The organism is Lacticaseibacillus hegangensis (genome assembly GCF_003946465.1).
Lineage (GTDB): Bacteria > Bacillota > Bacilli > Lactobacillales > Lactobacillaceae > Lacticaseibacillus > Lacticaseibacillus hegangensis.
The window spans coordinates 25,294-42,751 of the sequence record NZ_RHOL01000022.1; the positions used below are offsets into that span (position 1 = coordinate 25,294).

12 protein-coding genes and 1 pseudogene are annotated in these 17,458 nt (G+C 56.3%); 7 read left to right on the forward strand and 6 right to left on the reverse strand.

Features of this window, described 5'->3' with window-relative positions:
* Positions 1-36: 36 nt before the first annotated feature.
* The 6 genes from mnmG to rpmH form a co-directional block, all read right to left on the reverse strand.
* A complete protein-coding gene (mnmG, locus tag EKM86_RS08045; RefSeq protein WP_125756840.1) occupies positions 37-1,953 on the reverse strand; it encodes a tRNA uridine-5-carboxymethylaminomethyl(34) synthesis enzyme MnmG in 1,917 nt (638 codons plus the stop codon).
* A gap of 39 nt (positions 1,954-1,992) precedes the next feature.
* Positions 1,993-3,381: a tRNA uridine-5-carboxymethylaminomethyl(34) synthesis GTPase MnmE gene (gene mnmE / locus EKM86_RS08050; protein WP_125756842.1), complete on the reverse strand. Its 1,389-nt coding sequence runs from the start codon at positions 3,379-3,381 to the stop codon at positions 1,993-1,995.
* Positions 3,382-3,805: 424 nt separating this feature from the next.
* A complete protein-coding gene (gene jag / locus EKM86_RS08055) occupies positions 3,806-4,543 on the reverse strand; it encodes an RNA-binding cell elongation regulator Jag/EloR (protein ID WP_125756844.1) in 738 nt (245 codons plus the stop codon).
* 13 nt (positions 4,544-4,556) lie between these two features.
* Positions 4,557-5,402, reverse strand: coding sequence for a membrane protein insertase YidC (yidC, locus tag EKM86_RS08060; RefSeq protein WP_125756846.1), 846 nt, complete (start codon positions 5,400-5,402; stop codon positions 4,557-4,559).
* Positions 5,403-5,413: 11 nt separating this feature from the next.
* A complete protein-coding gene (gene rnpA, locus EKM86_RS08065) occupies positions 5,414-5,773 on the reverse strand; it encodes a ribonuclease P protein component (RefSeq protein WP_125756848.1) in 360 nt (119 codons plus the stop codon).
* 266 nt (positions 5,774-6,039) lie between these two features.
* Entirely contained in the window at positions 6,040-6,180 is a 141-nt protein-coding gene (rpmH, locus tag EKM86_RS08070) for a 50S ribosomal protein L34 (protein WP_003568442.1), read from the reverse strand.
* A 583-nt stretch (positions 6,181-6,763) separates the two neighbouring features.
* On the opposite strand from rpmH, the gene dnaA reads away from it, so the two are divergent.
* From dnaA to gyrA, 7 genes and pseudogenes are all read left to right on the forward strand, one after another.
* Complete coding sequence (gene dnaA, locus EKM86_RS08075; protein ID WP_125756850.1) at positions 6,764-8,125, forward strand: chromosomal replication initiator protein DnaA; 1,362 nt, start codon at positions 6,764-6,766, stop codon at positions 8,123-8,125.
* Positions 8,126-8,295: 170 nt separating this feature from the next.
* On the forward strand, positions 8,296-9,435 hold the full coding sequence (gene dnaN, locus EKM86_RS08080) for a DNA polymerase III subunit beta (RefSeq protein ID WP_125756852.1): 1,140 nt from the start codon (positions 8,296-8,298) through the stop codon (positions 9,433-9,435).
* 83 nt (positions 9,436-9,518) lie between these two features.
* On the forward strand, positions 9,519-10,901 hold the full coding sequence (locus EKM86_RS08085) for a hypothetical protein (RefSeq protein WP_125756854.1): 1,383 nt from the start codon (positions 9,519-9,521) through the stop codon (positions 10,899-10,901).
* Between the two features lie 216 nt (positions 10,902-11,117).
* Complete coding sequence (yaaA, locus tag EKM86_RS08090) at positions 11,118-11,333, forward strand: S4 domain-containing protein YaaA (protein WP_125756856.1); 216 nt, start codon at positions 11,118-11,120, stop codon at positions 11,331-11,333.
* Positions 11,330-12,457: a DNA replication/repair protein RecF gene (recF, locus tag EKM86_RS08095; RefSeq protein WP_125756858.1), complete on the forward strand. Its 1,128-nt coding sequence runs from the start codon at positions 11,330-11,332 to the stop codon at positions 12,455-12,457. Before yaaA ends, recF begins: the two co-directional genes overlap by 4 nt.
* Positions 12,458-12,469: 12 nt before the next feature.
* Complete coding sequence (gene gyrB, locus EKM86_RS08100; protein ID WP_125756860.1) at positions 12,470-14,443, forward strand: DNA topoisomerase (ATP-hydrolyzing) subunit B; 1,974 nt, start codon at positions 12,470-12,472, stop codon at positions 14,441-14,443.
* 265 nt (positions 14,444-14,708) lie between these two features.
* A pseudogene (gene gyrA, locus EKM86_RS08105) lies at positions 14,709-17,178 on the forward strand (DNA gyrase subunit A); the annotation flags it as partial.
* Positions 17,179-17,458 lie beyond the last annotated feature (280 nt).

Here is a 17,458-nt window from a genome sequence, read left to right on the forward strand (position 1 = left end):
CCGGCACTGACCGCAATGGTCAGTGCCGGTTTTTCGTTAGGCGCCAGGCGCCACTTTCGCGATGCGACCCTGCTCGACGTAAACGGACAGGATCGCCACATCGGCGGGGTTGACCCCGCTGATGCGACTGGCCTGCGCCAGCGTCTGCGGCTGGATCTTGGTCAGCTTCTGCCGAGCCTCGGTGGCCAGGCCGTTGATGGCGCTGTAGTCGATCCGGTCCGGGATCTTCTTAGCTTCCATCCGCTCCAGCTTGGCGATGCTTTGCTTTTCCTTTTCAATGTAGCCGGCGTACTTGAGGGAAATCTCAACTTCCTCATTCACGTAATGATCCAGCGGCATTTCCCGGGGAATAAATTGCATCAAGTCCTGATAGGACACTTCCGGCCGCCGCAGGAAGTCGCTCGCCAGCACACCGTCCTTCAAAGGAGCGGCATTGATGCTGGCCAGCCAGTCGTTGACCTGGCTCGGCTTAAGACGGGTGGTCTCAAGCCGCTTAATCTCGTCCTCGATGGCCGCCTTCTTGGCCTGGAACTTGGCGTAGCGGGCGTCAGAGATGAGGCCGAGCTCGTGGCCCATTTCGGTCAGACGCAGATCCGCGTTATCGTGGCGCAGGATCAGGCGGTATTCGGCGCGGCTCGTCAGCAGCCGATACGGCTCGTTGGTGCCCTTGGTGACCAGGTCGTCGATCATCACCCCGATGTAGGCGTCGGAGCGCTTCAGAGTGAAACCAGGCTTATTCTGGGCGCGCAAGGCGGCGTTAATGCCCGCCATGATGCCTTGGCCGGCCGCCTCTTCGTAGCCGCTGGTGCCGTTCATCTGGCCCGCGGTGAACAGGTTCTTGACGATCTTGGTCTCCATAGTTGCGGTCAGCTGCCACGGCTCGATCACGTCGTACTCGATGGCGTAACCGGGGCGCATCAGCTCGGCGTGCTGCAGTCCGGCAACGGAATGCAGCATTTTCAGCTGGATCTCTTCAGGCATGGACGTCGAAAAGTCGCCGACGTAGTATTCCTCGGTGTCGCGGCCCTCAGGCTCCAGGAACAGCTGGTGGCGCGGCTTGTCGGCAAAGCGCACGACCTTGTCCTCGATGGACGGACAGTAGCGCGGCCCGACGCCCTTGATCACACCGGAGAACATCGGCGCGCGGTCGAGGTTCGCGCGAATGATCGTGTGCGTCGTCTCATTGGTGTAGGTCATCCAGCAAGACATCTGATCCTTCAGATACACGGAATCCGGCGTCTCGTAGGAAAAAGCGTGCGGCGTGGTGTCGCCCGGCTGCTCCTCGGTTTGGGAAAAGTCAATCGAGTTGCCATCCACGCGCGGCGGCGTGCCGGTTTTGAAGCGGCGAAGCTTGAAGCCTTGGCGCTCCAGGTCCTCGGATAACTTGATGGAAGGCAGTGAGTTGTTCGGCCCGGACGAGTACATCAGCTCGCCGATGATGATCTTGCCGCGGGAAGATGTCCCAGCCGTCAGCACCACGCTCTTGGCGCGATAACGCGCACCAGTGGCGGCAACGACCCCGACACAGGTGCCGTCTTCGACCAGCAGGCGCTCAACCAGCCCCTGGCGCAGGTCGAGATTGTCCTCTTTTTCAATCGTGTCCTTCATTGAGCGGTGGTAGGCGGCCTTGTCCGCCTGCGCCCGCAGTGCCCGGACAGCCGGGCCCTTACCCGTGTTCAGCATCCGCATCTGGACGTAGGTCTTGTCGATATTGCGGCCCATTTCGCCGCCCAGGGCGTCGATTTCGCGCACCACGACACCCTTGGCCGGGCCGCCGACGGACGGATTGCAAGGCATGAAGGCGAGCATTTCCAAGCTGATGGTGATCAGCAGCGTCTTCTGCCCCATCCGGGCGGCGGCCAGCGCGGCCTCACAGCCGGCATGCCCTGCGCCGACGACCACGACGTCGTAGGTGCCGGCCTCGTATTCACGTACTTTTGGATCTGCAGTCATAGTTGTGCCCCTTTTTTATTTAAAAATTGTGTTCCTCGGTTACTTGCCCAAGCAGAACTGCGAAAACAGCTGGGTGATCAGCTCGTCCGGAGCGGCATCTCCAGTGATCTCACCGAGTTTGTCCCAGGCGGCAGTCATGTCGATCTGAACCAGATCGATCGGCATCCCCGCATCGATCCCGCTCAGCACACTTTTGAGGCTGGCCTTGGCCTGGCGCAGCATCCCGCTCTGCCGAGCGTTGGTGACCATCACCGTGCTTTGGCTGTTTTCAATGCCGCCGAAGAACAGGTTCTTGATCTGCTTGTCCAGCGCGTCCATTCCGGACACTTCCAGCATGCTGGTGCGGATGAGCTGCGTTTCCGGCACCAGGTCGGCCAGCTCCGCCATGTCGAGCTGTTGCGGCAGGTCCTGCTTGTTGAGCACGACGATGCGCTTTTTATCCTTGGTCAGGGTGATCAGCTCGCGGTCCTCGGCGGTCAGCGGCTGGCTGGCGTCGAGCACCAGCAGTACCAGGTCGGCCTGGGTGATCGCCTTGCGCGAACGTTCAACGCCAATTTTTTCGACCTTATCCTCGGTTTTGCGAATGCCGGCGGTGTCGACCAGCTTCAGCGGCACGCCGCGCACGTTGACGTACTCTTCCAGCACGTCGCGCGTGGTCCCTGGCACGTCGGTAACGATAGCCTTGTCCTCTTGCAACATGTGGTTCAAAAGCGAGGATTTGCCGACGTTAGGCCGGCCAACGATGGCCGTCGCCAGGCCGTCGCGCAGCACCTTGCCCTGATTGGCCGTCTGCAACAGTTCATCGACGCGGCCGAGCACCAGCTCCGCCTTTTCGCGCAGCATTTTGGTGGTCATCTCGTCGGTGTCGTACTCCGGATAATCGATGTTGACCTCGACTTGGGCGAGCACCTCAAGGATCTCCTGGCGCAAGTTGGTAATCAATTTGCGCAGGTCACCATCCAGCTGATCGACCGCCACCTGCATGGCGCGATCCGTTTTGGCACGGATCAGATCCATAACGGATTCGGCCTCGGTCAGGTCAACGCGACCGTTCAAAAAGGCGCGTTTGGTGAACTCGCCGGGCTCGGCCATGCGCGCGCCGGCGCCGAGCACCAGCTGCAGCACGCGGTTGGTGCCGACGATGCCGCCGTGGCAGTTGATCTCGACGATGTCCTCGCAGGTGTATGTATGCGGGGCGCGCATCACTGATGCCATCACCTCGTCGACCACTTCGCCGGAATCCGGGTCGATGATGTGGCCGTAATTGATGGTGTTGGTCGCGACCTTCGTCAGGTCCTTGCCCTTGAAGAGCTTGTTGGCGGTCTGGACCGCCGTTTCGCCAGACAGGCGCACGATGGAAATCGCCCCTTCGCCAGGCGGTGTTGAAATGGCCGCGATTGTATCGTATTCAGTCACTGTTTGTGCCACGGGTTATCGTCCTTTCCTTGACTGGGCTACGCTTCGCACCTTCGCCTTAATCGGGCTCCGGTTCGACAACGCCCGAGCGCTCAGCTACGCTTGCAGTCTCGCCGCCAAAGCCCAGCGGCAAAACTGCAAGCTAGGCTGATCGTCGGGCTAAAATCGTCGAACCTGCGCACCTTGCCTAAATCGGGCTCCGAGTTCGCAACGCCCGAGCATCTAGCTACGCCTAACGCCTCGCCGCCAAAAACCAGCGGCAATGCGTCAGGCTAGGCTAGCTGTCGAGCTAAGTGCGCGAACTCTGCCCACCTTGAACATAAAAAAAGTGCGTCGCCACACTGGTCCCCGGTCTGGGGATCAGTATGGACAAAGCACTTTGACTACTTTATCGCTTATTGAATTGCCTGTATCATACAAAATTGCGGGTCATCTGTCAAAACGTTGGGCGTTTTGGCGTGATTACGACGTAGCGCCGCGGGTCAAGACCCTCGGAATGCGTCTCAACGTATTCGTTGTCCGCCAAGGTCTGATGAATCGCCTTGCGCTCAAACGACGGCATCGGGTCGAGGTAAATCGCGGTGCCGCGCGCGATCACTTCGCGCGCGGATTTTTCGGCCAGCCGGCGTACTGCAGCGTCGCGGCGCTCACGGTAGTCGCCCACATTCAGCATGATGGTCCATTTACTTTTACCGTAGTGGTTAAACTCGGTTTGGGCCAAGTACTGAATGGCGTTGATGATCTTGCCGTGCTTGCCGATGAGCAGCGCGTCTTTCGGCGTCGTCATGGCATACCAGACGGTGTCGCCGCGGCGCTCGCTGTCGATCGTTGTGGGGATCTGCAGCTGGGTGGTGATGTCTTCCAAATAGCTCTGCACCAGCGCAATGGCCGTCTGGTCGTCGCGCACCGGCTGATCGCGGCGCAGGACCTCAGGCAGCTTGGGCTTTGGTAGCGGCGGCCGGTGGTGCGTTTTTGGTTTTGGTTCCGGTTTAGGCGTGGGGCTGGGCTCCGGGTTGATCTGCAGGTTCACGATCGCCGGCTTTTTGCCAATGCCTAAGACGCCCTTTTTGCCTTCTTGCACGACCTCAACAGACACGGCGGCGCGCTCCTGCTTCATTGCTTTCAGACCGGCGTCGATCGCTTTTTGGATCGTGGCTCCTTGGAAAGTGGGCATGATTACCTCCCGATTACTTCTTCAGTGCGCGCTTGTATGCCTTGCGAACGGCTCTTTCGTGTTCCTTCTCGGCCCGGGCTTTTTCTTCCCGCTCCTTCTTCATCTTGAAGGGATTTTGAAGCAGGAAGGTCTGAGCCAGTGAAAAGGCGTTGGTGACAACCCAGTAAATCGACAGGGCACTTGGGAAGCTGAACGCCACGACCAAAATCATCAGCGGCGAGACCGCGGCCATGATCCAGTTCGTCGACGTCCGCGTCGGCTGAGCCAGCGTGGAAACGACCGATGTGGCCAGGGTGAACAGCGCAGCCAGAATCGGCATGATGAAGTACGGATCAGGCTTGCCCAGATTCATCCACAGGAACTGGCCGACTTTCAGGGCCGGGGTGCGGTAAATCGCCTGATACAGAGCCAGCAGGAACGGCATTTGAACCAGCAGCGGCAGGCAGCCCATGACTGGGTTAACGCCGGCTTCGGCTTGCAGCTTCTGCGTTTCTTCGCGGAGCTTCTGCTGGGTCTCAGTGTCCTTGGAGCTGTATTTCTTCTGCAGTTCCTTGAGCTGCGGCGCGATGGCTTGCGTCTTGCTCATGCTCTTGATCTGGTAGTAACTCAGCGGGAAGATCAGCACCCTGATGATCAGGGTGAAGAGGATAATGCCGACCCCGACGTTGCCGCCGGAGATCTTCGCCAGCCACAAAACAAACTGCGCCGCGTTGTAAATGACGTAGCGGTCCCACGGGTTCGTCGATGCTTTAGTGACGGTCGACGTTCCGCAAGCGCTTAAAACTAATACCAGCGTAATAATGCCAAGACTCAGTAAGAGCCGTTTGGTCGATTTTTTCACGAATAAGTCCTCCAACATAAAACCGTATTCTAGATTGTTGTAACGTCAGACTCAGCGAGCAGGCCGGCCAGCTTCATGACGTGGACCAGGTTCTTCTTAGTCCCGGCCATGTCGAGCTGGTTGGCGCTGCGTCGCGCGATCACGAGAAAATCCGCCTGTGGATCGATGTCGGGCTTGAGCTCAAGCAGGCTCTGGCGGATGTAACGCTTGATCTGGTTACGCATCACCGCGGTGTGGCCGACTTTCTTGCCGACACTGATGCCGACACGAAAATGCTTCTGGTCACGCTTAAGGGTGTAGATCACAAAATTGCGGTTTGCGACTGATGCGCCGTTTTCAAACACGTCTTGAAATTCTGATTCCTTTTTAATGCGGTATGACTTTCGCAAAGCGCTCCCTCACAATCTGCTTACTAGTATACAAGACCAGGCCGCGCCACGCACGGGTTTTTCTGGGGGTGGGGCGGAATCTACCTATAAAAAGGAGGTCCGCGCCTAATCGGGCTCCGGCTTCGCAACGCGGGAGTGGCTAGCTACGCCCAGGGCCTCGCCGCCAAAGCCCAGCGGCAATGCCCTGGGCTAGGCTACCCATCCCGCTAAAACCGCGAAACCGGAGCACCTTACAAAAAAAACCACCGACAGCGGTCAGTGGTTGGTTAGGCAGATAATACTTTACGTCCCTTAGCGCGGCGACGTGCTAACACTTTGCGGCCGTTCTTTGTGCTCATCCGCTTCATGAAGCCGTGTACGCGTTCGCGGTGACGCTTCTTCGGTTGGAAAGTCCGTTTGGTGGTCATAGGAACACCTCCTGTTATAGTTTGCTATTTTATGCGTATTGCTACGCCGATTAACTGATTGTCAGTAAACAACTTTTCATTATACGGACTGCCCCGCATCACGTCAAGGATTCCATGAAAAAAATCGCCGCGCGAATTGTCCACAAATTGGCCACTTTGCGCACAAAACTGTGGACAACCTGTCGGCCATTTTTTGCCTAAACGCGATTATCCCCAGGCTAATGACCGGCTTATCTGCAAAATCACACCCTGTCGAGAAAGTTATCCACAGGCGGTCCGCAACCTGTTTAAAACTTGTGAAACACGCATCACATCAGCCCCCACGTTTCACATTTCCGTGTGCATAACTCGCTCAAACGCTGATTTTTCGCGGTTTATTCACGCTGTGGGGACAAGGTTTTCCCGGCGCTGGGGAAAATTGATTTACGTGGACGGTCAACATGTGGAAAACTTCTGATTCTGTGGAAAACTCTCTGAGGCAATGCTAAACTGAAAAGTGCGATGTCGCGAATCGATCATCCCCGGGGTAATCGGTTGGCGGCTTGATTTCGACTACATTTTTTCGGTTGCGGAGGGGCAATACGTGCCAAATATCGATGAGTTATGGGCATATTTAGAAGAGAAATTCCGGGCAGAAATGACCCCGGTCAGCTTTAATACCTGGGTCGGGGCGGTCAAACCGCTGACGTTGACCCAGACGACGATCACCGTGGGGGTGCCGTCGCAGCTGCACAAAACCTATTGGGAACAGAACCTGGTGACGAAGGTCGTCGAGTGGTGCTACGAGTTCGGCAACCTTGAGATTTCCCCAGTCGTCAAGATCATGGGCGACGACGCGAGCGCCTCGAGCACCCAAGCAGCCGGGCCGCAGCCTGCCAAAGCGCAGCCCGACGCCCCGATCCCGACCTACAAGGAGACGTCTCACCTTAATAGTAAGTACACCTTCGAGACTTTTGTCACCGGCAAGGGCAATCAGATGGCCCACGCCGCGGCGCTGGTCGTGTCTGAAGAACCTGGCGTGCTCTACAATCCGCTATTTTTGTACGGCGGGGTGGGCCTGGGCAAGACGCACCTGATGCAGGCGATCGGCCATCAGCTGCTGGAATACAATCCGCAGGCCAACGTGAAGTACGTGACGTCCGAGGCCTTCGCCAACGACTTCATCAACTCCATCCAGACCAAAAAACAGGAGGAGTTTCGGCAGGAGTACCGCAACGTCGACCTGCTGCTCGTCGATGATATTCAGTTCTTCGGCGACAAGGAAGCCACCCAAGAAGAGTTCTTCCATACGTTCAACGCCTTATATGAAAACAAAAAGCAAATCGTCCTGACTTCCGACCGCCTGCCCAACGAGATCCCCAAGCTGCAAGAGCGCCTGGTGTCCCGCTTCAAGTGGGGCCTGTCCGTTGACGTAACGCCGCCGGATCTAGAGACCCGGATCGCCATTTTGCGCAACAAGGCCAATGCCGAGCACCTCGTCATCCCTGATGATACGTTGTCTTACATCGCCGGGCAGATCGATTCCAACGTCCGCGAGCTGGAAGGCGCGCTGGTGCGGGTCCAGGCCTACGCGACTATGGCGCACGAGGACATCACCACCAGCATGGCGGCCGAGGCGCTCAAGAGCCTGAAGTTGTCGGGTAAGGATTCCGAGCTGTCGATCGCCAAAATTCAGGACAGCGTGGCGAAGTACTACCAAGTCTCCGTCAGCGACCTGAAGGGCAAAAAACGCGTGAAGCAGATCGTCATGCCGCGCCAGATTGCCATGTATCTGGCCCGCGAAATGACCGACAGTAGTTTGCCGAAAATCGGGCAGGAATTTGGTGGTAAAGATCACACCACCGTCATTCACGCCCATGAGAAAATCGAGCAAGCGATCAACGATGATTCCACGCTGAAGGATCAGGTCATTGAATTAAAGAACCGGCTGCGCAACCGCGGTTAGGGCTTGTGGAAAACTCTCGGAAATTGCACCAACTTTTACGCTGAGTTATCCACAGGTGGAAAAGTGATCTATTCGGGTTTCTCAGCATTTTCCCCAAGGTCCACAGGCTCTACTACTATTACTTAAAAAGCGTATTATATAGATAACGCTACGCTTGGGAGGACAGAAAAATGAAATTCACGATCACACGTGCCACGTTCATCAAATCGCTGAATGATGTGTCCAGGGCTATCACCAGCAAGACCACCATTCCGATCCTGACGAACCTGAAGATGGACTTGACTGACAACGCCTTAGTCCTGACCGGCAGTGATGCCGACATCTCTATCGAAAGTAAAATCGACGCCACTAGTGAGCAAAACGACTTACAAATTGAAGACCCTGGCAGCATCACCGTGCCTGCGCGCTTTTTCACCGAAATCGTCAAGCGCCTGCCGGAAAAAACGATGACCGTGGACGTTCAGGACAACTACCAAACCGTCATCACCAGCGGCAAGTCTGAATTTAAGATCAACGGCTTGGACGCGAACAACTACCCACGCCTGCCGGAAGTGTCCAGCGAAGACGCCTTGACTGTGCCAGCCGACGTGCTGCGGCAGCTGATCGCACAAACCGTCATCGCGGTGTCCACGCAGGAAAGCCGGCCGATTCTCACCGGCGTCCACATTCAAATTGAAAAAGGCAAGCTGATCGCCGTGGCGACTGATTCTCACCGCCTGGCTCAGCGCACCTTGGACCTGCCGAGTGCCGGGGATGCCAGCTACGACATCATTATCCCAGGCAAGAGCCTGACCGAACTTGGCCGGACACTGACTGACGACATCGACAACGTGGAGATCCGTTTTGCCTCAAACCAGGTCCTGTTCATCGCCGGCAACACGCTGTTCTACTCCCGGCTGCTGGAAGGCAACTATCCGGACACCAGCCGCCTGATCCCCACGACCAGCACTACGACGATCGAGTTCGACGCGCCGACCTTGCTGTCAGCCATCGGCCGTGCCAGTCTGCTGTCGCACGAAAGCTCCAACAACGTCGTGCGCCTGGACCTAAACACCGCCAAGCAGACCGCGACCATCTATGGCAACTCGCCTGACGTCGGGAATGTCGAAGAAGCGCTCCAGTTCCAGAAGCTGGAAGGCGACGACCTGGAGATTTCCTTCAACCCAGACTACATGAAGGATGCGCTGCAAGGCGTCGGGGCGACCTCGATCGTACTGGCCTTCACCGCACCGCTGCGCCCATTCACCCTGGTGCCGACTGAAGACAAAGAACACTTTGTCCAGCTGATTACGCCAGTGCGGACGTTCTAACTGAGATCACCTATTTGCCCCTGCAGCTTCGGTTGCAGGGGCTTTTCGTTTGCGTAATCTACGGCTAGAAAGGGGGCCGCAGGATGCGCAAGTGGTGGTTGGCGTTAGCGGTAGTTACCGGTTTGTGGTGGCGCGGGGGCCAGCAAGTTGAGGCGGCGCTGCCGTATCAGGATTTGTTGTTTGAGAATGTGACGTGGTCGCCCGTAGTGGGCCAATCGGGTGGAATTATTTACGCCCCTCCTTCTGATCTTTGGGTAGTTGCTGGAACAAAATTGCCGGTTTACTTTTATCGAACATCGACGAGCGACTTTTCCAAATTTGGTACCTCAAATGTAACAGTCGAGCGTGTTGATACAGATGAAAATGGTCAGGTTATGGACCGTGAAATCAAAGGGTATGCCGATGGGTCTCTTTTAGTGAGTGCAACTACGCTGGGTACTCAGAAATATAGGATTACGACACCCAACGGTTTGAGTAACAACCCGCCTTTCAGTATGGAGCTGAGGCTTCATGTGATTGACAGGTTACCAGATAATTTGCATGTCAATGTAGACGGACTTGAGTTGTTTGATTTTGTACCATTTCAGCTTTTTGCAATGGATGATATGGGGCGCAAATATCTAACGCAACTTTTTATGAGCAATGAGTATTGGAAGTCAATCAGTGATAACGGAAGATCTGTTGCTATAAAAGCTACTCAATCTCCTGGTCCCAATACTCTGCAGGCGGTACATATTGATTATGGTTCCGGGTTAGATTATCTTACGACGGGGCACCTTTGGCCATTGATTGGGAGATATACAATTGTCCATAAACCTGGGCCGATAAAAGTGGACCAGCATGGCCAAGCGATTGTTAAATTACCAGTTATCATCCCGCCAGCCCAAAATGTATACGTTCGTCTATTTTGGAGGGGTGCAGATGGTGAGGAAGGAGCATTACCCATTGAAGGAGGGGTGGTTCAATTCAAGGACCTCAAGCCTGGTAATTTTCCTATGATGTGGCGAATTGAGTATAAAGGGTCACCTTTCAGTAGTACTGGAGCTGAAACTAAGGGTGTTGATTCGTATACTTACTCAAATATCCAGGGTAGTTTTATATCCTCGCAGAGCCTGGACTTGCCGACCATTCCGCTTTCGCCGTTGTTTGCCGGCACCTACACCCTGTCCCAAATCTCCAACGGGCCAATTTCCGTTGCCCCGACCTGGCAGCAGTTGGACATCACGGCAAGTGGGCCATGGGCACTGCAAATGAGCATCAAGTCGCCACCAGCGCTCCCGATGCGCCTTCGCTTAGGTAATCAGGAAACAGGGACAGGGGAGGCTGCGATTCAGATTATAGGAGCAGATAATCAGACCGTGTCACTTGCTGAAAGCCGGTTGATCATTCCGAAAATGCCGCTGCTTTCGCCTGGTGAATATACGGCAGATATTACCTTTAAACTAATTAGAGGACCGACGCCTTAAAAAGGTGGCCATTTTCGCCGTAAAACGCGAGAATGGCCATTTTTTGCGTTTTAACCGTTTTGGCCATATTTGCGACCCCTTGACCAGCACTGATTAAATCCGCCGCAGAACCGCTTAAAACGCCAAATTGGATTGAAGCCAATACATTATTACGGTATAATATATAGGTAGTAAATTCGCTTATTGCGATAATCCTAACGTCAAAGGAGTGGCAGCATGACGACTGTGACGATCACAACCGCCTTCATCACACTGGGGCAGCTTTTAAAAGATGCCGGTGTCGTGGATAGCGGCGGTGCGGCAAAGTATTTTCTGAAAGAAAATGCGGTGCTGGTCAATGACCAACCTGAAGACCGGCGCGGGCGCAAGCTTGAAGCCGGCGACACCGTGACTTTACCGGATCAAACTAGCTTCACCGTGGCGCGCGCGTGAAGCTCGAACACCTGACGCTGCATAATTATCGCAATTATGCGGATGTCGATACCGATTTTTCGCCGCAGATCAACGTGCTGATTGGCGAAAACGCGCAAGGCAAGACGAACCTGCTCGAGGCGGTGTACGTGTTGGCGTTAGCACGGAGCCACCGCACTAACAATGACCGCGAACTGATCCGCTTCGGTGAAGACTTCGCTCGTGTGAACGGGCGCATCGGCCGCAGTAGTGGGCCGATGCAGCTGGAGCTGGTGATCTCGACGCAGGGTAAGCGCGCGCGGGTCAACCAGATCGAGCAGCCGAAGCTTTCCCAGTACCTTGGTAAGTTCAACGTCGTGCTGTTCGCGCCGGAAGACCTCGCCATCGTTAAAGGGAGCCCGGCAAACCGCCGGCGGTTCATCAACATGGAATTCGGGCAGATGAGTCCCAAGTACCTGTACAACCTCACCCAGTACCGCACCATGTTGAAGCAGCGCAACGCCTACCTCAAGCAGCTGAAGTATCACCAGGCCAAAGACCTCGTGTACCTGTCCGTTTTGTCGGATCAGCTGGCGGCGTATGGTGCTGAGCTGACCGCCGCGCGCGAGCAGCTGCTGCACCAGATGGCTGACTTTGCTGCAGTGATCCACAGCGGCATCACCAAAGGCCAGGAGAAGCTGACGTTCGAATACCGGAGCCAGGTGCCGCCAAGTGCCCGAGGCGAGGTTAAAACGGCGTACAAGGCGCTTCAGGACCTTTATAGCGAGCACCAAAGCCGGGAAATTGACCAAGGCACTTCACTGGTCGGTGCCCACCGCGATGACGTTGCGTTCATTGTCAATGGCAAGGACGTCGCCAATTTTGGCAGTCAGGGCCAGCAGCGCACCACCGCGCTGGCCGTCAAACTTGCCGAAATCGACCTGATGAAGGCCCAAACCGGGGAGTACCCGGTGCTGCTGCTCGACGATGTGCTGTCCGAACTGGATGACACGCGCCAGACCCATTTACTGAAGGCCATCCAAAACAAGGTGCAGACTTTTCTCACCACCACCAGCTTGGATGGTATTGCCCAGGAAATAATTGAGACCCCGGCCGTGTATCACGTGAAAAATGGGGTCCTGACCGCAGACTCTGCGGAAGCGTAAGGAGGAGCATGAATGGCAGAAGATAAAGAAACCAAAGAAGAGCTCGTCAAGGAGAAAGAGGAAAAGGCCGCCGAGTACGACGCCAGCCAGATCCAAGTCCTTGAAGGCCTTGAAGCGGTCCGCAAGCGGCCAGGGATGTATATCGGCACGACCTCGAGCCAAGGCCTGCACCACCTCGTGTGGGAAATCATCGACAACGGGATCGACGAAGCCCTCGCCGGTTTTGCCAGCGAGATCGATGTCGTGGTCGAACCCGATAACTCCATTACCGTCACCGATGACGGCCGTGGGATCCCAGTTGATATCCAAAAGAAAACCGGGCGGCCTGCACTGGAAACGGTCTACACCATCCTGCACGCCGGCGGTAAGTTTGGCGGCGGCGGATACAAGGTGTCTGGCGGTCTGCACGGGGTTGGTGCGTCTGTCGTCAATGCCCTGTCGACCGAGCTGGACGTTGTAGTCACTCGCGGCGGCAAGCGCTACTACATCGATTTCACGCGCGGCAAGGTGAAGACCCCGATGAAAATTATTGGGGATGCACCGGAGCATGAGCACGGCACCAAGGTTCATTTTGTGCCGGATCCAGATATTTTCACCGAGACCACGACCTACGACGACAAAATTCTGGTGCAGCGTATTCGTGAGTTGGCCTTCCTGAACAAGGGTCTGCAGCTGAACTTTACCGATAAGCGCAAGGACACCGCCGAAAAGCTGTCGTTCAAGGCGGAAGGCGGCATTCGCGAGTACGTCGAATTCCTCGATAAGGGGAAGGACAACCTGCTGGAAGAGCCGATTTACGTCGAAGGCCAGTACAAGGGCATCACGGTTGAAGTCGCGCTGCAGTACGCGACCAACGGTTATGCCACCAACCTCCTGACGTTTGCCAACAACATTCACACCATCGAAGGCGGGACCCACGAAACTGGGTTCAAGGCTGCCCTGACGCGCGTGATTAATGACTACGCCCACAAGTCCGGCGCCTTGAAGGAAAATGACGAGCCGCTGTCTGGCGAAGACGTGCGTGAAGGCATGACCGCCGTGGTTTCCGTCAAGCACCCGGATCCGCAGTTTGAGGGCCAGACCAAGACCAAGCTCGGCAATGCCGATGCGCGGACGGCCGTGGACCGCATGTTCTCCGAGCACTTCTCCAAGTTCTTGATGGAGCACCCGGCAGAAGGTAAGCAGCTCGTCGATAAGGCAATGCTGGCCAATAAGGCCCGTGCCGCTGCCAAGCGCGCGCGTGAAGTGACCCGCAAGAAGTCTGGGCTGGAAATTTCCAACCTGCCAGGCAAACTGGCGGATAACTCCAGCAAGGACCCGGAAATCTCCGAGCTGTTCATCGTCGAAGGGGATTCCGCGGGCGGTTCCGCGAAGTCCGGCCGCAGTCGTCTGACCCAAGCCATCCTGCCCATTCGCGGGAAGATCCTGAACGTTGAAAAAGCCAGTATGGAGCGCATTTTGGCTAACGAAGAAATTCGGACCTTGTTCACCGCCATGGGCACCGGGTTCGGCGATGACTTCGACGTTTCCAAGGCGCGGTACCACAAGCTGATCATCATGACCGATGCCGATGTCGATGGTGCGCACATTCGCACGCTGCTTTTGACGCTGATTTATCGGTACATGCGGCCGCTGCTGGATGCAGGCTACGTCTACATCGCCCAGCCGCCGCTGTATCGGGTGCGCCAAGGCAAAATGATGAAGTACATCGACTCCGATGAAGAGCTGGAAGAAGTACTGGGTCAGCTGCCACCATCACCAAAGCCAGAGATTCAGCGTTACAAAGGGCTTGGTGAAATGGATGCCAGCCAGCTCTGGGAAACCACTATGGATCCGGACAAGCGCCGGCTCCTGCGGGTCTCCCCAGAGGACGCCGAAAACGCCGATGGCATTTTCGAAATGCTGATGGGCGATTCGGTCGGCCCACGCCGCCAGTTCATCGAGGACAACGCGGTTTACGTCGACAGCAAGAACATCGACGCGTAATCGGAATCTGTTCTACTCAGTTGTTATGACTGGGTAGGAGGAAAATGTGGTCGGAGCGGGGAACGGCTCAGTAGCGAAATTCTGCTTGGCGGTTTACCGCCTAGCAGAAGACCCGACTGAGAGCCTCGCTTGCGAGGCTCGAAGCGGTGTCCGCTACGTTCCAGCCGTTCCCGGCGGAGACTACATTTTCCGGACTTAAGGCAGCATTTTTAGATTAACTAAAAGCACCACTAAACAGCACCACTGAGAGGAGCTAAGAATTCACATGGATGATCGTCAAGAAAGCCGGATCACCACCGTTAATCTGGCAAAAACCATGAAGACCTCATTCCTGGAGTACGCAATGAGTGTCATCGTGGCGCGGGCCTTGCCCGATGTCAGAGACGGCCTCAAGCCGGTCCAGCGCCGGATCTTGTACGGCATGAATGAACTCGGGGTCACCCCGGATAAGCCATACAAGAAGTCCGCGCGTATTGTTGGGGATGTCATGGGGAAATATCACCCGCATGGTGACTCATCGATTTACGAAGGCATGGTCCGCATGGCGCAGGACTTTTCCTACCGCTACATGCTGGTCGATGGGCACGGGAACTTCGGCTCCGTCGATGGCGATGGCGCCGCCGCGATGCGGTACACCGAAGCCCGCATGAGCAAGATCACGATGGAAATGCTCCGCGACATCAACAAGGACACCATCGACTACCAGGACAACTACGATGGCACTGAAAAAGAGCCGACCGTGCTGCCGGCGCGCTTCCCGAACCTGCTGGTCAACGGCGCGACTGGGATCGCCGTTGGGATGACCACCAACATTCCGCCGCACAACCTGGCGGAGGTCATTTCCGCGCTGCACATCCTGATGGATAATCCGGATGCGACGACGGCGGACCTGATGTCTGCGCTGCCTGGGCCTGATTTCCCGACTGGCGGCCTGGTCATCGGCAAGTCTGGCATTCGCCGGGCTTACGAAACCGGCAAGGGTACAATCATCGTGCGCGCCAAGACCGAGATTCAAACCTCGAAAACCGGTAAGGAACGCATCATCGTCACCGAAATTCCATACATGGTCAACAAGGCGAAAATGGTTGAACGCATCGCCGAGCTGGCGCGCGAAAAGAAGATCGATGGCATCACCGACCTGAACGATGAATCCGACCGTGACGGGATGCGCATCGTCATTGATGTGCGCCGCGACATGAGCGCCTCCGTCGTACTGAACAACCTGTTCAAGCTGACGCCGATGCAGACCGGTTTTTCCTTCAACATGGTCGCCATTGTCAATGGGGCCCCGAAGACCCTCAGCCTGAAAGAAATCCTGCAGTACTACCTGCAGCATCAGGAAGAGGTCATTCGCCGGCGCACTGAGTTCGATCTGAAAAAGGCTCAGGCGCGGGAGCACATCCTGGCCGGGTTGAAGATCGCGCTGGATCACATCGACGAGATCATCAGCATCATCCGCGGCAGTGAAACCGGGGATAAGGCTAAGGTCATCCTGATGGATAAGTTCGGCCTGTCTGATAAGCAAAGTCAGGCCATCCTCGACATGCGTCTGGTTCGCCTGACCGGTCTGGAACGCGAAAAGGTCGAAAACGAGTACAAGGACGTGCTGGCTGCCATTGCTGATTACAAGGACATTTTGGCCAAGCCTGAACGCATCCACCAGATCATTTACGACGAACTGCTCGACATCCAAAAGAAGTTCGGCGACAAGCGCCGCACTGAGCTGTTGGTCGGCGAGGATCTGACCATCGAAGACGAAGACCTCATCGAAGAGGAAAACGTCGTGATCACCCTCACGCACAACGGCTACATCAAGCGCCTGCCAAGCGATGAGTTCAAGGCGCAAAACCGCGGCGGCCGCGGGGTCCAAGGGACCGGCGTGCACGACGATGACTTTGTCGAGCACCTGGTCACGACTTCGACCCACGACATGCTGCTGTTCTTCACCAACACCGGTAAGGTTTACCGGATGAAGGGTTACGAGGTGCCTGAATACAGCCGCACGGCCAAAGGCATCCCGATCATTAACCTGCTGGGCATCGACAACAATGAAAAGATCCAAACGGTGCTGAACGTCAAGCGCCATGACGCCGAAGCAGACGAGGCACCTGAGACCGAGGCCAGCGACTTCCTGTTCTTCGTCACCCGCAACGGGGTCGTTAAGCGCACGCCGACACGGGAGTTCTACAACATCCGCAAGAATGGCCTGATCGCCTTGAATATGAAAGACGGCGACGAGCTGAGCAACGTCATCTCGACCACCGGCGAAAACACCATCTTCATCGGCACGCACCTGGGCTACTCCGTCACCTTTAAGGAGCAGGACGTCCGCAGCATGGGCCGATCTGCCACCGGGGTGCGCGGTGTCCGTCTGCGTGACGGGGACTACGTGGTCGGCTCTGACATCCTTAATCCGGATTCGGAAGTGTTTGTCATTTCCGAAAAAGGCTACGGGAAGCGGACTGCCGCTGCCGAGTACCCAATTAAGGGTCGCGGTGGTAAAGGCATCAAGACCGCTAACATCACCGAAAAGAACGGACCGCTGGCCGGCGTCACCACCGTTGATGGGACCGAAGACATCATGGTGATCACCGATGCCGGGGTCATGATCCGCTTCAATATCGCCACGGTTTCGCAAACTGGGCGTTCCACGCTTGGTGTGCGGCTCATAAAGGTCGATGACGGCGCCAAGGTTGCCACCATGGCAAAGCTGGCCCCAGAGCCAGATGAGCCGGAACCAACCGATAGCGCGGCAAGTGCTGACGGCAGTGCCGCAGCGGCCGCCGACCAGTCGGCAGCCACCGAGGCAAGTTCGAGTTCTTACGCCGGGGATGCTGATTCGCAAGTCAACGAGCTGCTGAAGCGCGCTGAAGATGATCAAGATGATCAGTTGGACAGCGACAGTGACGACAGCGGCGACAGTTCAGACGACGATCAACCTGGATTATTCACCTCGGTATTTGGGACATGAAATCGCATCTGGCCGGTCTGAAAGCAACGTTTGGAGCGTTGCGA

Coding starts and splice junctions, on each gene's coding strand:
- gyrB (WP_125756860.1), top strand. CDS start 12,470: ATGGCAGAAGATAAAGAAACCAAAGAAGAGCTCGTCAAGGAGAAAGAG.
- dnaN (WP_125756852.1), top strand. CDS start 8,296: ATGAAATTCACGATCACACGTGCCACGTTCATCAAATCGCTGAATGAT.
- mnmG (WP_125756840.1), bottom strand. CDS start 1,953: ATGACTGCAGATCCAAAAGTACGTGAATACGAGGCCGGCACCTACGAC.
- yaaA (WP_125756856.1), top strand. CDS start 11,118: ATGACGACTGTGACGATCACAACCGCCTTCATCACACTGGGGCAGCTT.
- rpmH (WP_003568442.1), bottom strand. CDS start 6,180: ATGACCACCAAACGGACTTTCCAACCGAAGAAGCGTCACCGCGAACGC.
- EKM86_RS08085 (WP_125756854.1), top strand. CDS start 9,519: ATGCGCAAGTGGTGGTTGGCGTTAGCGGTAGTTACCGGTTTGTGGTGG.
- jag (WP_125756844.1), bottom strand. CDS start 4,543: ATGCCCACTTTCCAAGGAGCCACGATCCAAAAAGCGATCGACGCCGGT.
- yidC (WP_125756846.1), bottom strand. CDS start 5,402: ATGTTGGAGGACTTATTCGTGAAAAAATCGACCAAACGGCTCTTACTG.